Origin of the sequence: Micromonospora fluostatini, from assembly GCF_050410825.1 — a bacterium.
In the GTDB taxonomy this organism is placed as follows: domain Bacteria; phylum Actinomycetota; class Actinomycetes; order Mycobacteriales; family Micromonosporaceae; genus Micromonospora; species Micromonospora rosaria.
This window is the reverse complement of the sequence record NZ_CP191251.1, coordinates 6,079,355-6,096,246: the sequence shown is the minus strand read 5'-3', so window position 1 is coordinate 6,096,246 and position 16,892 is coordinate 6,079,355. Positions and strand designations below refer to the sequence as shown.

The following is a 16,892-nucleotide window of genomic DNA, read 5'->3' as shown; positions in this document are numbered from 1 at the left end:
TCAGGCCTTGACCTGTTGGATCGGGATCAGCGGCAGCCGGGCGGCCTCGGGTGGGCTGCGCGGTGTCCGGCGCGCCGATCCGCTCGCCGGCGGCGACGACGGCGGCCGGGCAGCCCTTGCCGCACGAGCTGTTCAAGCCGCACGTCGTGGAGTTGGTACCGGCCGAGGGCGTCGGTGACCTCGGCGTCGAGGATGTTGCCGACCAGGATCTCGCGGTCGGCATGTCGGGACTGCGGTGTCCTGGCGGCGAAGACCAGGTAGGGGCAGACGGCGGTGTCGTCGTTGGCGAAGACGTAGATGAGGGTGCCGGCGTCGCAGCCGGCCAGCGGCCGATCGTCGTTCGGAAACCGGATCGGCACCAGCTCGACGTCGTCGGCCAGCGGCGCGGTGGCGGCGGTGATCGCCCGCATCGTCTGCAAGTCATTGACGTCGACTGGAACGCGACTCGGCGACCACCTCCCAAACGCGGATTATATGTCGGATCTCCACGTCGAAGCTGTTCGACATCCGCCACCCCAGCAAAAACTGATGCCCGGCGGCATCGATTGCTGCCCGCTTCGCCCCCGCACTCGGAATTCCGTCCCGCTGATCTGCGGGACGCGGTGGCCTCTTCGTTCACCCCGTCCACATAACTTGAGACGTGACCGGGTTCGCTGGTCACTGTTCTCGAAAGACGACGGCACCCGGTCGCGCGGCCCTGCTTAGTTAACAGCGGGCGGGTCCGCGTCGGAGATTCGCGTCGAAGGTTTCCGACATGCGTCGGCGCGGGTCTAATGGCCTGAGGAAAAAGCCGGTAAGGAGAAGGCTAACCAATAGACGCCGACGACACCAGCGAATGGCTTCAACAGTGCATAAGCAGGAGCAAGAGGTGCTGCCGAGGCCCGATCACCCAGATGTAGTCAGGCCGATCATCCGCGTCAGGAGGCCATGTGCCATGAGATTGCGTTTCGCGACCTACAACCTGCTCGACCTGTCCCTTGCTCCTGAGAGCGCCCAGGAGGGTGAGCGGCAGCGGCAGGTGATCCAGACCATCCGTGCGATCAAACCCGACGTCATCGCGGTGCAGGAGTTGAAGTGCCCGCCCGGTCGTGCTGGTCGGTTGGTGGCGGAGGTGGGGGAGCGGACCGGTCTGACCGCGACGGTGCAGGAGTCCGCCGGCCGGGCGGTCCACGCGGTCGCGGTCGGTGATCACACCCTGCACGTGGCGCTGCTCTGGCGTCCCGGTCTCACCCCGCTGCCGGAGACGTTCCGCACTTACAGCCCCGCCGTGCACCACCATGGTGGGTGGCGTGGCGTCGGCTACGGATCCCTGGTCCGCCTCGGGTTTGCGGTGGCGGGTCGGGCGATGACGTTCGCGTCGTACCACGCGCCGGCGTTCGGTCGGCATCGTCGTCTGGACCAGGCCGAGACCACCCTGGCGGCCGTGACCGCGTCGGCGGGGCCGGTGCTGGTCGGATCCGATTTCAACGCGGTCGGGGCGGCCCGGGTGAACGGTGATTTCTACGATCCTGACCCGTACACCGGGCACCTGTGGTGGCCGGATCTGGTGCACCAGTGCCACGAGCCCACCCACCCGGGGACCAATCATCGGGCGGATCGGCGGCCGGCGGCGGTGTGGGAGGCCGGTGGCCTGTACGACGTGGCCGCCCACACCCGCCGTCCGTGGCAGGCGACGACCGGGCATTGGCCGTCGTGTCCGTACAGCGTTCGGGGTATCGCCCGTCGGATCGACATGGTGCACGCGACCGCACCGGTGTTGCGGGCGGTGTCGGGGGTTGCGGTGGTCGACACCCCGGTCAGCCGGGCGGCGAGTGATCACCTGCCGGTGGTCGTGGACCTCGACCCGGCAGCACTACCGGCCCCCACCGCCGTCGGTGGGTCATGACGCGCCTGGAGGAGAGCGGCCACCCCACCGACCGGTTCACCGCCGCCTCCCGCACCGTCCGCGCCCACGCCGACAGCGGCGTCTGTCCCACCTGCCCGGCCGACGGCCCCTGCCCGCAGCAGACCTGGGCGGTCCGTCAACTTGCCGACCACCCGGGTGGCCGTCTCCTGCTCCACCAGCTCGGCATCCCCTCTGACGAGTCCGTTTCGATCCAGGAAGGTCCGCTGCGGTGACCACTCGCTCCGCCGCCCGCTCGCACGTGCCCCGCCACGCCCCGCCCACTACCGCACCCGTGTGTCTCCAGGCGCGGGGTGGTGACGGGCACCGGTTCGCCGACGAGTTCCACCTCCTCGCTCACGACGACACCGGTCAGCCGCGGCTGCCCCGGCCGGTGGCGGCGTACGGGTTGGCCGCCGCGCTGCTCGCCGAGTTGCACGTCAGCGGGCGGATCACGGTCGACCGGGGGCAGGTCCAGGTGCGCGACCGCCACCGGCCGGCGGACGCAGTGCAGGGTGTGCTGCTGGACCGCATCGCTGCCGTGAAACCGGAGTCGACGCGGGTGTGGCTGGCATTCTTCGGCGAGTCGGCGCATGACCGGGTCGCGCACCGGATGTGCCAGACCGGACTGCTGACGTCGCACTCCGGCAGCCGGTGGCGGCCTTGGGCCAAGCGTGGCGGCTACCGGCCCGCTGACCGGTTTGATGCGGCGTGGCCGTGGACGAGGTTGTCCCAGCAGCTACGTGACCGCGCTCCGTTGGGTGACAGTGACCGGATCCTGGCCGGTTTGGTCCTGCACACCCACCTGGACACCGCGCTCCTGGCCGGCGCCTCACTGCGCGCCCGCGTGTACCTGCGGGAGGTCGTCGAGGATGTGCAACCGCCGGTGCACGAGTTGTTCGCGGCCCTCGCCGCCCTGGTCACCACCAGTGTGTCGCCGCTGGGTGAACCCGTGCCGGGAGCCCTCCGATGACCATCACTGCTCGGGTGACCGTCCGCCGGGCCACGCCCGACGATGTCGACGCCCTCGCCGAGGTTCTCGCGGAGGCGTTCCACGACAGTGCGGTCGCCGGGTGGCTGATCCCCGACCCGACCGACCGCCCCACCATCTACCACCGCTACTTCACCACCGTCCTGGCCCACGGCCTGGAGCACGGGCACGTCGACACGGTCGCCGACCGCACCGCCGTGGCGGTCTGGTACCCCCGCCTGCACCCACCACCCCCACCCGCTCCCACGCATCAGGCGGCGCTCGCGGAGGTCACTGGTCGGTACGGGCCGTTGTTCGCGTTGATGGAGGCGCTGTTCGAGGTCGGTCACCCCGACACGCCGCACCACCACCTCGCCCACCTCGCCGTCCGTCCCGCCCGGCAGGGCCGTGGCCTCGGCACCGCCCTCCTGGACCACCACCACCGGCGTCTCGACGCGCAGGGTGTGGCCGCCTACGTGGCGACCACCAACCCACGCGCCACCCTCTACCAGCGGCTCGGCTACCACACCTGCCCGCCCATGACCCTGCCCGACGGCCCCACCGTCTGGCGCATGTGGCGTCCCGGGCCGGCCGGGCTTCCCGCCGCGTTCCCGAGCACCGTCTCCCCACCTGTCGACTGCTTCAGTGAGGACCCCATCCGATGACCGTGCCCGTAACCCACCACATCCGACGGGCCCTGCCCGGTGACGTGGCAGCGGTCGCGGCGATGCTCACCGCCGCCGCCGTCCACGACCCCCTCGCCCGGTGGCTGCTCCCCGGTGACGCCACACCCCGCGACCGCTACGACCAGCTCCACCCACTGTTCACCGCTGACATCACCCACGCCGTCGAGTACGGGGACGTGGACGTGCTCGACGACGTGACCGGCGTCGCCGTCTGGCACCACCACGCCCAACCCGACACCACCCCACCCCTACGGCACCGCTTCGGCCCCGACACCGGACGCGCGGCCGTCCGCTACGCGCAACTCCAGACGACCGTCGACAGCTACCGGTCCGCGGCACCCCACCACTGGCTCACCCACCTGTGGATCCACCCCAGCCTGCGCGGGCTCGGTGCCGGCCGGCAGTTACTCGACCACCGCCACCAGGTCGCCGACGACGAGGGGCTGCCGGTCGACACGGTCGTCACCACCACCGCCCTGCGGGACCACCTCACCGCGTGCGGCTACCACCCCGACCTGCCCCTACGCCTGCCCGCCGGGCCCGCGCTGTGGCCGCTGCGCCGCACCGGCCGCCCGCTGCCTGCCCACCCGGCGCCTGCCGGCTGACCGCGCTCCAACGTCGGCAACGACCAGGTCGCCTCACCCCTGCCGTCACCGACCGGGTGGGCCCTTCGAGACATCGAGCCCGACTGTTCACCGAGTTGAGGACCATGACCCTGCCTTACATCCGCGTGCGGCCCACCGGCCGCCGCCCTCTCGCTCTCCAGACCCCCGTCACCGCGTTCCGGAACCCGGACACCGGACACCGGCTGCAGGTGGCATCCACCTTCCACTTCGGAGAACCCGGCTACTACCAGGTGCTCCTGGACGACATCACCGCCCACGAACGCGACGGCTGGCGGGTGCAGCACGAAGGCTCCCAGCACATCACCCCCGCCGACACCCCGACCGCCGACGACCAGACCGTCCTCAACGAGCTTCACGCCAGCCGTGACCTCGACACCCGGCGCATGAGCGTGCTCGGCTGGGTCTCCCAACATTCCGTCCTGCACCGGCCCACCTGGCGCACCGTCGACATGGCCGACCTCGACATCATCCGCGCCGTCGGCCACGACACCATGCGCGCCCACCTCACCACCACCCGGAAACGCCTCGACTGGCCCGACACCCAACCCTGGCAGCACTGCCGCTTCCACGCACTCCTCGCCCTCGGCCTGCGCCACATCGCCCGAGCCGCCGCCCACGGGAACGACCCCCACGGCCGCCGCCCCCATCCTGACCCGCGGAAAGAGGCGCTGGACCGGGTGTTGCTCGACGCCCGCACCGCGCTCGCCGTGAACACCGCCACCACCACCGACGGGAACGTGGTGATGGTGTGGGGTGCCGCGCACCTGCCCGGCATCGCCGCCGAACTCGTCGGCCACGGCTACCGCACTGACCCCGCCGACACCCGCTGGCACACCGTCGGCCTCCTCCCCCCGGTCACGGCCTCGACCCTCCGCTACCTCCTGCGCAGACCCCCCGCACCCCACCCGGCCTTCCACACCACCAGCACCGTCGCGGTGGCGGAGGTCTCGTCGTGAACCGCATCCCGAAGACCGCGCTTCTGCTCGGCGGCCCGGTTCTGTTCGTGGCCGGGTGCTTCGGCCTGGCCCCCTACTACACGACCATCGCCGTGTGGGAACTCCGTTCCATCCTCCCGGTCGCGCTCGCCGTCACCGTCGGCGTGGCCATCGCCGCCGGTCTCGGCAGCCTCGGCGCCCGCCTCGACGAGTACGACAACCGGCCGATGATCGGCCTCGGCCTCGCCGGCTGCCTGATCGGCGCCACCGTCGCGATCGGCTGGATCACCCACACCCAGTACCAGCAGGACCGGACCCTCACCACGACCCTGACCGTCACCACCGACCCGGTGCCGGATCTCGCCGACCGGACCCCGTTCCAGGTCGCCCAGGCACAGGCCCGATCCGCCCTACCGGACGGGGGTGACATCGTCAGCGACGCCCACCTACCCGACCAGGACCGCCACGCCAGCCTCATCACCCGCCGGGGCATGCTCGCCGGCTACGCCACCGTCCTCACCACCCCCACCACCGGCGACGGACACGGCCCCGCCGAGCGGTGCGAGTTCGACCCCGACCGGGCCGACGCCCGCGCCGGCGGACTGTTCGGCCACAACCTCGGCCGCCAAATCTCCACCCACCAACGGTGGGTCCGCTTCACCGCCGACGACATCTACGCCTACTGCGACCACAACCGGCCCGTCGTCGTCGTGCCGCTGAAACGGCAGACCGGGATCCTCGTCGTCACCGAGAAACCCGCCGGGGTCGCCCTCTACGACGGGAGCACCGGGGAGCTGACCATCACCACCGACACCACCGGAGTACCCGGCCCGTCGTACCCGCTAAGCCTTGCCGCACAGCAACGCGACGCCACCACCGCCACCGGAACCTTCACCGACTGGCTGTTCCGCCGCACCGGATGGGAACTCCCCGACGACGACGTCAACTCCGCCAACACCGCCGAATACACCCTCACCACCACCGGCAGCGGTCGGCCGACCTACGTCACCCCGATGACCGCACGCGGATCCGCCACCGCCATCTCCGCCATCACCACCATCCCCGCCCGACACCCCGGCCTCCGCCTCGCGCCGCTGACCGTGCACCGCCTCGACCCCGCCTGGGTGTCACCCACCGCCATCGCCGACCGGATCCGCGCCGACTACCAGGACCTCCCCAACTGGCACACCATCACCATCTACGAAGTCATCCCCACCGGCCGCGACCGGTGGACCGCCACCCTCGGCACCGGACAAACCATCCTCTACCACGCCACCGGGACCGGCACCCTCACCGGCGACACACCCACCTGCCTCCACCGGAACGACGGCAGCATCCTGCGCTGCGGCAGCACCGCCAACACCCACGGCAACGGCCCCGGCCTCCACTACGGGCCGGGCGGCACCCCACACCCAGGCGAGGAACGGCTTACCCCGTCACCCGCCCCGAACGATAAGGACCTCACCCGCATGACCGACCAGCAACTCGCCGGCCTACACCGCCGCATCGCCGAAGAAACCGCCTGCCGCCTCCAACACACCTGCCACCGATAAGCGACCGCGGTCACCCCGCCGTCCTGCCGCAGTACACCGTCAAGCGCAGCTCAGCCGGCCCTCATGCCCTGAGCTGCCAGGACATCCCGAGTCCTCGCCCCCGTCTCCGGCTCGACGTCGGGAATCTCTTGAGGTAGGCCCAGCGGCAGGTGCCGCCTCGGGGCGCCGCTGCTCAAAGCTTGAGGTAGCGCGTAATTTACCCGCCACGAACCTACCGGCCGATTATGCACATAACGTTATTTCCGGGCAGGAGGAGCGCTAGGCTTCGGTCGGGTGTTGACATGTCCTTGCGCTGGAAACCAGCACAGGATTGCCCTGCGGGCCGGTCGGGGTAGCGACCGGCCCGCAGCCTCGAAAGGGGTGATCAGGCCTGCCACGGCTGCGAAGATCACCAACAGCGTGGCCATGGGCCGTTCGAGATGCAGCGGTCCTGCCTCAGTAGTCACGCGGCCAGTGCTGCGTGCCCCGCGACGAAGACCACGGCACCGGCCGCGTCGAGCAGCCGGTGCGCCCAGCTCGTGGTCTCCGGGGTGCCCGGGGGCGTGCCCAAGCGGGTACCCCCGCATCGGGTCCATCCGCCACACGCCGGAGGCGACCAGGGCGAGACCGAAGCGGGCAGGCCGGCCGCCGACACGGTGACGAGCAGGCCGTTGACCACGAAGCTGCTGGTCTGCACCCAGCCCCGCCGGCCGAGCGCCGTGGCACTCACCGGATGCTGGCGGGCGTCGTAGCCGGGGCGGGTGGCGCCGTCGACGAGGAAGACGAGGACGAAGAGGGCACTGCCCGCGATGCCGGCACCGAGCGTTTAGGTCATCCCGTCAACATAGCCGGTGGTGGAAACCCCGACCGGGTGCTCAGGTGACCGGCGCGGTGGCCGGCGGTGGCACGGCCGGGGTCGGTGCGGTCGACCGGTGGGCCGCCGGCGCCGGCTGGGGGCGTGGGGAGAGCACCCGTGCGGTCGCCCGGAGCCCGAGCAGTGCCTCGATGGCCCGCACGCACCGCTGCCCGGCGCGGCCGTCGCCGAAGGGGGAACGGCCGGGGCGGGGAGCCGGTTGCGCCAGGCGGCGGGTGACCGCCTCAACGATCCGGTCCGGTTCGGTGCCGACCAGGTCACCGAGCCGGTGCTGGACGATCTCCGGCCGCTCGGTCGTGCCCCGGGTCACCACCACCGGCACGCCGAGACTGGCGGCCTCCTCCTGGAGTCCGCCGGAGTCGGTGACGACCAGGCGGGCGGCGCGCACCAGGCCGATCATCTCGGGGTACGGCAGGGGCGGCACGAGTCGGGCGTTGGGCACCTGGCCGAGGCCGGCCCGTACCTGCGCGGCGAGGTGCGGGTTGGGATGGGTGACCAGCGCCAGGTCGAGGTCGTCCCCGCTGCGGGCGACCCGGGCCAGCGCGCGGAGCACATCCGCCATGCCGGTGCCCCAGTTCTCCCGGCGGTGCACGGTGGCCACCACCAGGCGGCGTCGGGCATCAACCCAGGACGGTGGCCGAGCCAGCCCGGCCCGCGTCAGGTTGTCGAGCGCGTCGACGACGGTGTTGCCGGTGACCACGATCCGGTGCGCCGGCACGCCCTCGCGCAGCAGGTTCGACCGAGCCGTCGGGGTCGGTGCCAGGTGCAGGTCGGCGCAGCGGGCCACCATGGCCCGGTTGGCCTCCTCGGGGAACGGCTGGCGTACGTCGTGACTGCGCAGGCCCGCCTCGAGATGGACCACGGGGATCCGGTTCCAGAATGCCACCTGGGCCCCGACCAGCGCGGTGGTGGTGTCCCCGTGCACCACCACCGCGCTGACGCCGCGGCCGGCCAGCACCCCTTCTACGGCAGTGGCCAGGCCGGCGGCGAGTTCGGCGAGCACGCCCGTACGGCGCTCCAGGGTCAGGCTGACGTCCGCGCGGAGCCCGAACGGTGCCAGCGCCTCGTCCACCCGACCGGGTTGCTGACCGGTGTCGACCACGGTGGTGGTGACCCGGGGGTCGCGGCAGAGCAGGCGGACCAGCGGTGCGATTTTGATCCCCTCGGGACGGGTGCCCGCAAGGAACACGATCTCGGGTCGGCCCACCCTGCCACGACCCACCGGTCAGCTCCGGCTCGCGGCGCGCCGGCGCCGGTGCAGGAGGATGCCGCCGCCGGTGGTGGCGGCGAGGGCGCTGAGCCCGAGGGCGATCGGGACGCCGGCGAGCGGGATCACCGGGATGGGCGGGGCGACCGCGTTGGGTCCGCAACTCGACTGGCCGATGGTGACCGAGGCGAGGGCGCCACCGATCGCCGACAGGTTCAGCGCGGTCACGCTGAGCTGTCCGGTGGTGGAGCTGGACTGCGCGTTGAGGGTCAGGTTCAGCAGACCCGCCACGCTCAGTCCGGTGTTGGGTGCCGGGTTCGCCGGCAGGGTGAGCAGGGTGGTCGACACGCCCGCCACGGTCGACACGATGCGCGCGTTGGCCAGGCTGGCGGTGCCGGTGGCCGACGGGCTGCTGGTCGCCGTGCACGAGGAGTAGAGCGCGTCGGCCACCAGGGAGATCGTGGCCAGGCCGTTCGCACCCAGGTTCAGGGAGACCTCGGCACCCGGGCTCACGGTGCAGTTGCCGCCGGAGCCGATCGTGATGCTCCCGCCGCTGCCGAGGACGCCGGCGCACGCGGCCGAGGTGCCGTCGTTGAACGCCCGGACGTACTGCCCCAGGACCCCGGCGGTGATGACCGACTGGCCGCCGAGGACGGCCAGTGGCGGGTTCGTGTTGCCGGAGATGGACTCGGTCGTCCCGTCGTTGGTGGCGCTCGCCGAGCCGGAACTCGCCAGTCCACCCCCGACCAGGCTGATCTGGAGCGCGGACGCGGTCGACTGTGAGGTGTCGGCCATCGCCGGTGACGCGGCCACCATGACCATCGCCAGTCCGCCGGCCAGGGCCGTCGCCACCCGGGCGATGCCCGGTCCTACCTTGCGCATGTGAGAGCTCTCTTCCTGTCGCTGTCGCTGATGGTGAGGTGGGGGCGGTTCGTCGGGGTGGTCTGGATCGGGGGCTGCGTGACGGGCACACTCGCCCGGATGACCAGGGCGGTGGCGCCCGGGGCGGTGGGCGGGCCCGGTGGGAGCGGGTCGAAGGTGTCGCGGTCGCGAGGGGCCGTCCGGTGGGTCGGGTCGGTGGCCCGGGCGGTCTTTTGCCACTCCGACCGCGAGACGAGCAGCCGGCCGAAGGCGACCCAGACGGCCACCGACTGGACGTAGCTGTAGAGCCAGTGCCCGATGCCGAGGCCCAGCGCCGCCGGTACGGACAGGTGCGGCTCGCAGCGGCTGCGGTACACCAGACCCCAGACCGCGAACGGGCCGACGCCGAAGAGCACCACGAGCGGGGGCAGGCCCCAGCCGCCCGCCGACCACCAGGCGCCGACGCCGCCCACGGTGTGGCTGACGTACCAGCCGAGGACGCCGAGGCAGCCGAGGTAGACCGGGGTGCCCACGAGCTGGCACCACGGGGCGGCGAGGAAGTGGGCGATCTCCAGGGTGGCCGAGTTGGAGATCCGTCGGGAGTGCAGCACCGACGTGAGGTACCGGCCGCACTGCATGGACCCCTGGGCCCACCGGGCCCGCTGACGGATCAGCGGCCGGACCCGGGTCAGCGCCTCCTGCGCCACCCAGCTCTCGGCGCAGTACTCCGTGCCCCCGCCCTGTAGCAGGATGTGCAGGCCGAGTTCGAAGTCCTCCAGCAGCGCGCCGTGCCACGGGGTGCCGTGCTCGGCGGCGACCTGGTTCAGCAGGGACAGCCGGGTGAACTGGCCGTTGCCGCCCATGGCGACGCTGCGGGTGTGCCGGCGCAGCGACTGCATCGCCGCGATCGGCGCCCGGAACTCCATGTCCTGCAACCGGACGAGCAGCCGCGCCCAGCGGCCCAGGGGCAGGCCCGGCCGGGCGCACTGGATCATGCGGACCTCGATCTGCACCGCCGCCACGGCGGGTGACCCGAAGTACCGGGGCCCGGCGAGCGCGGCCCGGCACCGGGGATCCAGGTAGCTGTCCGCGTCGAGGACGCCGATGACGACCCGCTCCGGGTCGGCGTCCTTTGGAAGCCCTGCCTCAATTGCCCGCCAGGCCGCGTTCAGCGCCGCTCCCTTGCCCTGCGCGGCGTCGGGGGGCCGGCGGGTGACGACCCGGACGCGTGGATCGGTGGCGAACGAGCGCAGGACGGCGGCGGTGCCGTCCTCCGAGGCGTCGTCGACGCACCAGACGGTCACGTCCGGCATGTCGTGCAGCAGCCGGCGCAGGGTGCCGGCGATGACGGTGGCCTCGTTGCGACACGGCACGACGATGTGCCAGTCGAACCGGGTGTAGTCCCCGCCGGGGGCCCGACGGGCGCGCAGGTGCAGCACCAAAATACTCAGCACATAGGCGCAGAAGTAGACGCAGAGCAGGAAGGCCACCGTGTTCAGCACGGCCAGGGAGGGAATCTCAGTGGGCACCCGAGATCCTCCGCGGCCGGCCGGCGCGTCCCACCAGGAGCAGGAAGAGGATCGCGACGAGGATGAGCCCGATGGTGCTGATGGCCGATCCGATCAGGACGTGGCTGCGCTGGTAGCCCACCTCGAAGCCCCACATCCGCATCGCCGCGACGACGGCGGCGAGCCGGACCTGGTTGACGACCACGAGCAGGACCACCGCCAGCGCCACCGCGACCGCCGCGCGAGGAAACGTCACCCGCCGGAAGCCGACCAGCAGTGCGGCCAGGACGAACGGGGGAATCAGTAGCATGGCCACCGAACATCCGGTGGAGACCAGGAAGCCGACCCAGCGCTCGTCGAGCGGGAAGATCACCGCCGCGCCGACCGACGAGGTGTCGGCGAGGCCGGTGAACGACACCAGCCGGGCGTTCAACCACGCCTCGGCCACGGCCACGTCGTGCCACCGCCGGAACAGCGCGACGCCCACGGCGACGCCGCAGAGCGCGCCAGCGACGGCCTGGCCCCAGGCCAGGACGGTGGGACGGCTCACCGGTTCCGGCCGACGTAGGTGGCGAGCCAGAGCGACGCGCCGAGGAGCACCAAGCCGATCCCCACCAGCAGCCAGGACTGTATCGCCGCGCCGGTCGTGGCGAGTCCTCCGCCGATCGACGGACCCTTCGTCGGAACCCCGTACATCTGTTGCCATCCCCTGGTCGATACTGCCCCGTCGGTTTACGAAACGGAACATACCGGACTCAGATGGACACAGTGGCCGTGATCACGAAGGTGAGGAATGGTCGCCCTCGGATCGAGGGTGCTCCCGGCGGCGCGGGCCGGTCAGCCCGGCGGCGGGCCGGCCGGGACGCCACCGAGAGGGTCACCGAGACGTCGGCAGGTGACGTACTCGGGCAGGCCGCCCCGGGCCAGCACCTCGTCGAGACCGGGGGCCGCCCGGTCCCGGGCCGACAGCACCGGCGTCGCCACCGGCCAGGCGATCGCGAGGCGGGGGTCGAGCGGGTGCACGGCGTGCTCCCGGTCCGGGTGGTACGTGGTCGAGCAGAGGTACATCACCGTGGCGTCGTCGGACAGGGCGCAGAAGGCGTGCCCGAGCCCCTCCGCGAGATAGACGGCCCGCCGGTCGGTGTCGTCGAGCGTCACGCCCTCCCAACGCCCGAAGGTCGGCGACCCCACCCGCAGGTCCACCACGACGTCCCAGATCCGCCCCCGGACACAGCAGACGTACTTCGCCTGGCCGGGCGGGGTGTCCGCGAAGTGCACGCCCCGGACCACCCCGGCGGCGGACGTACTCAGGTTGCCCTGCCGGAACTGCACCGGCCGGCGGACCGCCTCGCCGAGGTGGTCCAGGCGGAGCCACTCCAGGAAGCTGCCCCGGGCGTCCTGGTGCTGCTGCGGACAGACCTCCCAGGCGCCGTCGATGGCGAGGGGCCGGATCTTCACGGCGTCCCCCGGTTGCCGACGGTGACCGGCGCGGGCCGGGGTTCGGTCAGCAGGCGCAGCAGGTAGTCGCCGTACCCGCTGGCCCGCAACGGGTCGGCCAGGGCGCGTAGCTGCGCGTCGTCGATGAGCCCGGCACGCCACGCCGCCTCCTCCACGCACCCGATCTTCTGCCCCTGCCGGTCCTCCACGACCCGGACGTACTCCGAGGCGTGCACGAGATCCGTGAACGTCCCGGTGTCGAGCCACGCCGTGCCCCGACCGAGCACCGATACCCGCAATTCACCCCGGCGGAGGTACTCCTGGTTGACCGCTGTTATCTCCAGTTCCCCGCGTGCGCTCGGCCGCAGGTGCCGAGCGATCTTCACCGCCGACGAGTCGTAGAAGTAGAGCCCGGTGACGGCATGCCGGGACCGGGGGTTCGCCGGTTTCTCCTCGATGGCCAGTGGCTGCCCCGCGTCGTCGAGGGTGATCACCCCGTAGGCGGCGGGATTCGCCACCGGATAGGCGAAGACGTGCGCCCCCGAGACCGCCACGTGAGTGCGCAGGTGCCGCCCCAGACCCGCCCCGTGCAGGATGTTGTCACCGAGGGCCAGGGCGACGGACTCGCCGGCGAGGAACTCCTCGCCGATCAGCAGGGCCTGCGCGATGCCGCCGGGGTGCGGCTGGGTCGCGTAGCGCAAGCACAGGCCCCACTGGGTGCCGTCGCCGAGGAGGCGGCGGAACTGGTCGGCGTTGTCCGGCGTGGTGATGACGAGGATCTCCCGAATTCCCGCCATCACCAGTGTCGTCAGTGGATAATAGATCATCGGCTTGTCGAAGACCGGCATGAGTTGTTTCGACAATGCTCGGGTCAACGGCCACAGACGTGAACCGTTTCCGCCTGCCAGAAGTATTCCCCGCATTTCTCCATGGTAGGGAGGGAAACATTTTCGACCGCCCGCCGACGCCGCGTGTCGACAGTGAACCGGGCCCATTCGGCGGTGGGGTGACCTAGCCTGGTTTGGGTGAGACTCCTGGTCACCGGCGGGGCCGGCTTCATCGGCTCACACCTCGTGCGCGGCCTGCTGGGCGACGCGTGGCCCGAGCTGCCCGACGCCATCGTCACGGTGCTCGACCTCTTCACCTACTGCGGCAACCCGGCGAACCTGGCGGCCGTGCGCGACACCGGCCGGCTGCGGGTGGTCGACGGCGACATCCGCGACGAGGCCCTGCTCGACCGGATCGTGCCCGGCCACGACGCGATCGTGCACTGCGCCGCCGAGACCCACGTGGACCGCTCGATCGCCGGCGCCGGCGTCTTCGCCAGCACCAACGTGCTCGGCACCACCACGCTGCTGGAGGCCGCCCTGCGGCACCGCGTCGGCCGCTTCGTGCACGTCTCCACCGACGAGGTGTACGGCAGCATCGACCAAGGCTCGTGGACGCCGGAGACGCCGCTCGCGCCGAACTCGCCGTACGCGGCCAGCAAGGCCGGTGCCGACCTGGTCGCCCTCGCCTACCACCGCACCCACGGGCTGCCCGTCGTGGTGACCCGGGGCTCCAACACCTACGGGCCGTACCAGTACCCGGAGAAGGTCGTCCCCCGCTTCGTCACCAACCTGCTCGACGGGCGGCCGGTGCCGCTCTACGGCGACGGCGGCAACGTCCGCGACTGGATGCACGTCGACGACCACGCCCACGGTCTCGTCCTGGCCCTGCTGCGGGGCCTGGCCGGCCAGGTCTACCACCTCGGCGCCGGCACCGAACTGACCAACCGGGAGTTGACCGCTCGGCTGCTGGCGGCCTGCGGGGCGACCTGGGACAGTGTCCGGCCCGTGCCGGACCGGCCCGGACACGACCGGCGGTACGCGTTGGACACCAGCGCCTCCCTGGCCGAGTTGGGTTTCGTCGCCGGCACCCCGTTCGACACGGGGCTCGCCGACACCGTGCGCTGGTACCGGGAGCACCGGCCGTGGTGGAGCGGGGCCGGCAGCGTCCCGGCCACGGCCACCACCGACCGGGACACCCCGGCCCCGCGCGCCGGCCGGACGCCGACCGGACTCGTCGGCGACGGGCCCGCCGCCGGTGCCCGACCGTGACCCGCTGGCTGGTCACCGGCGCGGCGGGGATGCTGGGGCGGGACCTCGTGGCGGCGCTGGGCCGGCTCGACGGGGCCTCGGTGACCGCCGCCGACCGCGCCGCGCTGGACGTCACCGACCGGCGGGCGGTGACCGAGGCGGTGGGCGGCCACGACGTGGTGGTCAACGCCGCCGCGTGGACCGACGTCGACGGGGCCGAACGGGCGGAGGACGCGGCGACCGCGGTCAACGGCACGGCGGTGGCCCACCTCGCCCGCGCCTGTGCCGGCTCCGGCGCGGTCCTCGTGCAGGTCTCCACCGACTACGTCTTCGCCGGGACGACCGCCGGCCGGTACCCGGAGGACGGCCACCCCGGGCCGGTGAACGCCTACGGACGCAGCAAACTCGTGGGGGAGGAGGCGGTCCGCCGGCTGCTGCCGCAGCGCGGGTACGTCGTCCGGACCGCCTGGCTGTACGGGGAACACGGCCCCAACGTCGTCGCGACGATGCTCGACCGGGCCGCCCGGGTGCCCCACCTCGACGTGGTCGACGACCTGTTCGGCCAGCCGACCTGGTCCGTGGCGCTCGCCGCGCAACTCGTGGCGCTGGGGCGGGCGGCCCGTGCCGGGCAGGCTCCCCCGGGCACGTACCACGGCACCAGCGCCGGCGAGACCTCCTGGTACGGCCTGGCGCGGGCGCTGTTCGCGCACGCCGGACTCGACCCGGCCCGGGTCCGCCCGGTGTCCCGCACGCGGTTCCCCCGGCCGGCGGTCCGTCCGGTGCGGACCGTGCTCGGCCACGCCGGCTGGGCCACGGCCGGCCTACCGCCGCAGGGGCACTGGCGGGCCCAGGTGCGGGCGGCGCTGGCCACCCCGGGCTTCGCCGCGCTGGCCCGGGCCGCGCGGCAGGCGGAACCGGGCCTCGGCGTCACCCGGAGCGTCGACGGCTGATCGGCGTCCGTCGCGCCGGGCGCCCGTCCCGCGCCGCCGGCTCTTTGGCCCGGGACGCCTCCGCGTCGCTCAGTGGCCCGCGCCGACCGGCTGCGGGTGCAGCGGCCGGTACGTCCGGGGCGCCCCCGTGCGCCGCCGCCGGGCCTCCCGGACGGTGAGCTGGACCCCCTCGACGAGCCCGATCGTGGGCCGCCAGCCGAGCCGCTCCAGGGCCTTGTCGCTGTTCAGCGCCATCCGGCGGACCTCGGTCGGGTGGGGCAGTGGCTCGTACCGGGCCTCGACGTCCACCCCGACCGTGGCGCGGACCGTCTCGAAGAGCTCGTTGACGCTGGTCTGCCGGCCGGTGGCGACGTTGACCAGCCCGGCCCCCGGGTGGTGGCAGGCGCGGGCCAGCGCGTCGACGACGTCGGTGATGTGCACGAAGTCACGGGTCTGTTCGCCGTCGCCGTAGATGGTGGGCGCGCGACCGTCCAGCAGCGCCTCGGCCATCAGCGACACCACGCCGGGGCTGTCGCCGTCGCGGCCGGGACCGTACACGTTGCCGAGCGCCAGGGCGGTGAAGGACAGGCCGTGTTCACGCCGGTACCAGTCCAGGTAGCAGATCCCGACCGCCTTGCTGATGCCGTACGGGCTGGTCGCGGCGAGCGCGCGGTCCTCGCGCAGCGGCAGCGCCTCCGCCGGCACGGTGCCGTACACGGCGCTGCTCGCCGCGTACACGAACAGGCGTACCCTGCTGTGCGCGCAGGCGTCGAGCACGTTGATGGTGCCGAAGATGTTCACGTCGGCGTCGAACAGCGGGCTCTCCTGGGCGGCCGGCAGGCTGCTCTGCGCCGCGAGGTGCACCACCACCTCGGGCTGCCACTCGTGGATGACCTCCACCGCCTCGGCGGTGCGGATGTCGTACTCGAGGACGTCGGACTGCGCCAGCCCGCCGTACGCGGCGTCGGCGAGGTTCTCGACCCGACCGGTGGAGAAGTCGTCGAGCACCCGGACGTGGCTGCCCATCAGCATCAACCGGGCGACGATTCTGCTGCCGATGAAGCCGGCTCCACCGGTCACCAGCACTCGACTCGGCACCGAACTGCCCGCTACGGGGGCGGTGGTCGCCATCGGCGGCACTTCCATCGTGAGACTCCTTGGCGCGGTGTTGCCGGAGGCCACAGGGGGTCACCCGGGATCGGGCTCTGCTCTCGACCTGCCGCCATTCTGGCAGACAAAATCCCGAAGTATGCCGATTTGCGGATCTGAGGAACCTTTGGTTTCGCCACTAATGTGGTTTTACCTCCTTAAATGCTCCATAGTTCCCTTCGGCGGCTTTCGGCGTTAGTAGGGGCAACGGTCAGGAG

The 16,892-nt window shown here is 72.1% G+C and carries 19 protein-coding genes; 9 read left to right on the top strand and 10 right to left on the bottom strand.

The features are described 5' to 3' along the window. Positions 1-26 precede the first annotated feature (26 nt). Positions 27-410 (bottom strand): hypothetical protein, encoded by a 384-nt coding sequence (locus ACQUFX_RS27095; RefSeq protein ID WP_428963049.1) that lies wholly within the window; start codon positions 408-410, stop codon positions 27-29. 458 nt (positions 411-868) lie between these two features. On the opposite strand from ACQUFX_RS27095, the gene ACQUFX_RS27090 reads away from it, so the two are divergent. From ACQUFX_RS27090 to ACQUFX_RS27060, 7 genes are all read left to right on the top strand, one after another. Continuing rightward, on the top strand, positions 869-1,885 hold the full coding sequence (locus tag ACQUFX_RS27090) for an endonuclease/exonuclease/phosphatase family protein (protein ID WP_428963048.1): 1,017 nt from the start codon (positions 869-871) through the stop codon (positions 1,883-1,885). Then, the gene (locus ACQUFX_RS27085; protein ID WP_428963047.1) at positions 1,882-2,118 is read left to right on the top strand and encodes a hypothetical protein; all 237 of its coding nucleotides are present in this window, start codon (positions 1,882-1,884) and stop codon (positions 2,116-2,118) included. The genes ACQUFX_RS27090 and ACQUFX_RS27085 overlap by 4 nt, the downstream gene beginning before the upstream one ends. After that, the gene (locus ACQUFX_RS27080; protein ID WP_428963046.1) at positions 2,115-2,855 is read left to right on the top strand and encodes a GOLPH3/VPS74 family protein; all 741 of its coding nucleotides are present in this window, start codon (positions 2,115-2,117) and stop codon (positions 2,853-2,855) included. Before ACQUFX_RS27085 ends, ACQUFX_RS27080 begins: the two co-directional genes overlap by 4 nt. After that, positions 2,852-3,517, top strand: a complete 666-nt coding sequence (locus ACQUFX_RS27075) for a GNAT family N-acetyltransferase (protein WP_428963045.1) — start codon at positions 2,852-2,854, stop codon at positions 3,515-3,517. The genes ACQUFX_RS27080 and ACQUFX_RS27075 overlap by 4 nt, the downstream gene beginning before the upstream one ends. Beyond that, complete coding sequence (locus ACQUFX_RS27070; protein WP_428963044.1) at positions 3,514-4,143, top strand: GNAT family N-acetyltransferase; 630 nt, start codon at positions 3,514-3,516, stop codon at positions 4,141-4,143. Before ACQUFX_RS27075 ends, ACQUFX_RS27070 begins: the two co-directional genes overlap by 4 nt. Positions 4,144-4,247: 104 nt before the next feature. Next, positions 4,248-5,120 (top strand): hypothetical protein, encoded by an 873-nt coding sequence (locus tag ACQUFX_RS27065; protein WP_428963043.1) that lies wholly within the window; start codon positions 4,248-4,250, stop codon positions 5,118-5,120. Continuing rightward, a complete protein-coding gene (locus ACQUFX_RS27060; protein ID WP_428963042.1) occupies positions 5,117-6,652 on the top strand; it encodes a hypothetical protein in 1,536 nt (511 codons plus the stop codon). The genes ACQUFX_RS27065 and ACQUFX_RS27060 overlap by 4 nt, the downstream gene beginning before the upstream one ends. A 442-nt stretch (positions 6,653-7,094) precedes the next feature. Here the strand turns inward: ACQUFX_RS27060 and ACQUFX_RS27055 are convergent, their stop codons facing one another. The 8 genes from ACQUFX_RS27055 to rfbA form a co-directional block, all read right to left on the bottom strand. Continuing rightward, positions 7,095-7,442 (bottom strand): DUF998 domain-containing protein, encoded by a 348-nt coding sequence (locus tag ACQUFX_RS27055; RefSeq protein ID WP_428967097.1) that lies wholly within the window; start codon positions 7,440-7,442, stop codon positions 7,095-7,097. Positions 7,443-7,506: 64 nt separating this feature from the next. Continuing rightward, the gene (gene wecB / locus ACQUFX_RS27050; RefSeq protein WP_428963041.1) at positions 7,507-8,727 is read right to left on the bottom strand and encodes a non-hydrolyzing UDP-N-acetylglucosamine 2-epimerase; all 1,221 of its coding nucleotides are present in this window, start codon (positions 8,725-8,727) and stop codon (positions 7,507-7,509) included. A gap of 3 nt (positions 8,728-8,730) precedes the next feature. Beyond that, positions 8,731-9,594 (bottom strand): choice-of-anchor P family protein, encoded by an 864-nt coding sequence (locus tag ACQUFX_RS27045; RefSeq protein WP_428963040.1) that lies wholly within the window; start codon positions 9,592-9,594, stop codon positions 8,731-8,733. Then, positions 9,582-11,102, bottom strand: coding sequence for a glycosyltransferase (locus ACQUFX_RS27040; RefSeq protein ID WP_428963039.1), 1,521 nt, complete (start codon positions 11,100-11,102; stop codon positions 9,582-9,584). The genes ACQUFX_RS27045 and ACQUFX_RS27040 overlap by 13 nt, the downstream gene beginning before the upstream one ends. Beyond that, a complete protein-coding gene (locus ACQUFX_RS27035; protein ID WP_428963038.1) occupies positions 11,092-11,631 on the bottom strand; it encodes a hypothetical protein in 540 nt (179 codons plus the stop codon). Before ACQUFX_RS27035 ends, ACQUFX_RS27040 begins: the two co-directional genes overlap by 11 nt. Beyond that, positions 11,628-11,777 (bottom strand): hypothetical protein, encoded by a 150-nt coding sequence (locus tag ACQUFX_RS27030; RefSeq protein ID WP_428963037.1) that lies wholly within the window; start codon positions 11,775-11,777, stop codon positions 11,628-11,630. The genes ACQUFX_RS27035 and ACQUFX_RS27030 overlap by 4 nt, the downstream gene beginning before the upstream one ends. Before the next feature lie 141 nt (positions 11,778-11,918). After that, on the bottom strand, positions 11,919-12,539 hold the full coding sequence (locus ACQUFX_RS27025; protein WP_428963036.1) for a dTDP-4-dehydrorhamnose 3,5-epimerase family protein: 621 nt from the start codon (positions 12,537-12,539) through the stop codon (positions 11,919-11,921). Further along, the gene (gene rfbA / locus ACQUFX_RS27020; protein ID WP_428963035.1) at positions 12,536-13,441 is read right to left on the bottom strand and encodes a glucose-1-phosphate thymidylyltransferase RfbA; all 906 of its coding nucleotides are present in this window, start codon (positions 13,439-13,441) and stop codon (positions 12,536-12,538) included. The genes ACQUFX_RS27025 and rfbA overlap by 4 nt, the downstream gene beginning before the upstream one ends. Before the next feature lie 102 nt (positions 13,442-13,543). On the opposite strand from rfbA, the gene rfbB reads away from it, so the two are divergent. Together rfbB and rfbD are read left to right on the top strand one after the other, a co-directional pair. Then, positions 13,544-14,617, top strand: a complete 1,074-nt coding sequence (gene rfbB, locus ACQUFX_RS27015) for a dTDP-glucose 4,6-dehydratase (RefSeq protein WP_428963034.1) — start codon at positions 13,544-13,546, stop codon at positions 14,615-14,617. Next, on the top strand, positions 14,614-15,546 hold the full coding sequence (gene rfbD, locus ACQUFX_RS27010) for a dTDP-4-dehydrorhamnose reductase (RefSeq protein WP_428963033.1): 933 nt from the start codon (positions 14,614-14,616) through the stop codon (positions 15,544-15,546). The genes rfbB and rfbD overlap by 4 nt, the downstream gene beginning before the upstream one ends. A gap of 69 nt (positions 15,547-15,615) precedes the next feature. Here rfbD and ACQUFX_RS27005 read toward each other — a convergent pair whose 3' ends face one another. Then, on the bottom strand, positions 15,616-16,671 hold the full coding sequence (locus tag ACQUFX_RS27005; RefSeq protein ID WP_428963032.1) for a GDP-mannose 4,6-dehydratase: 1,056 nt from the start codon (positions 16,669-16,671) through the stop codon (positions 15,616-15,618). Positions 16,672-16,892 lie beyond the last annotated feature (221 nt).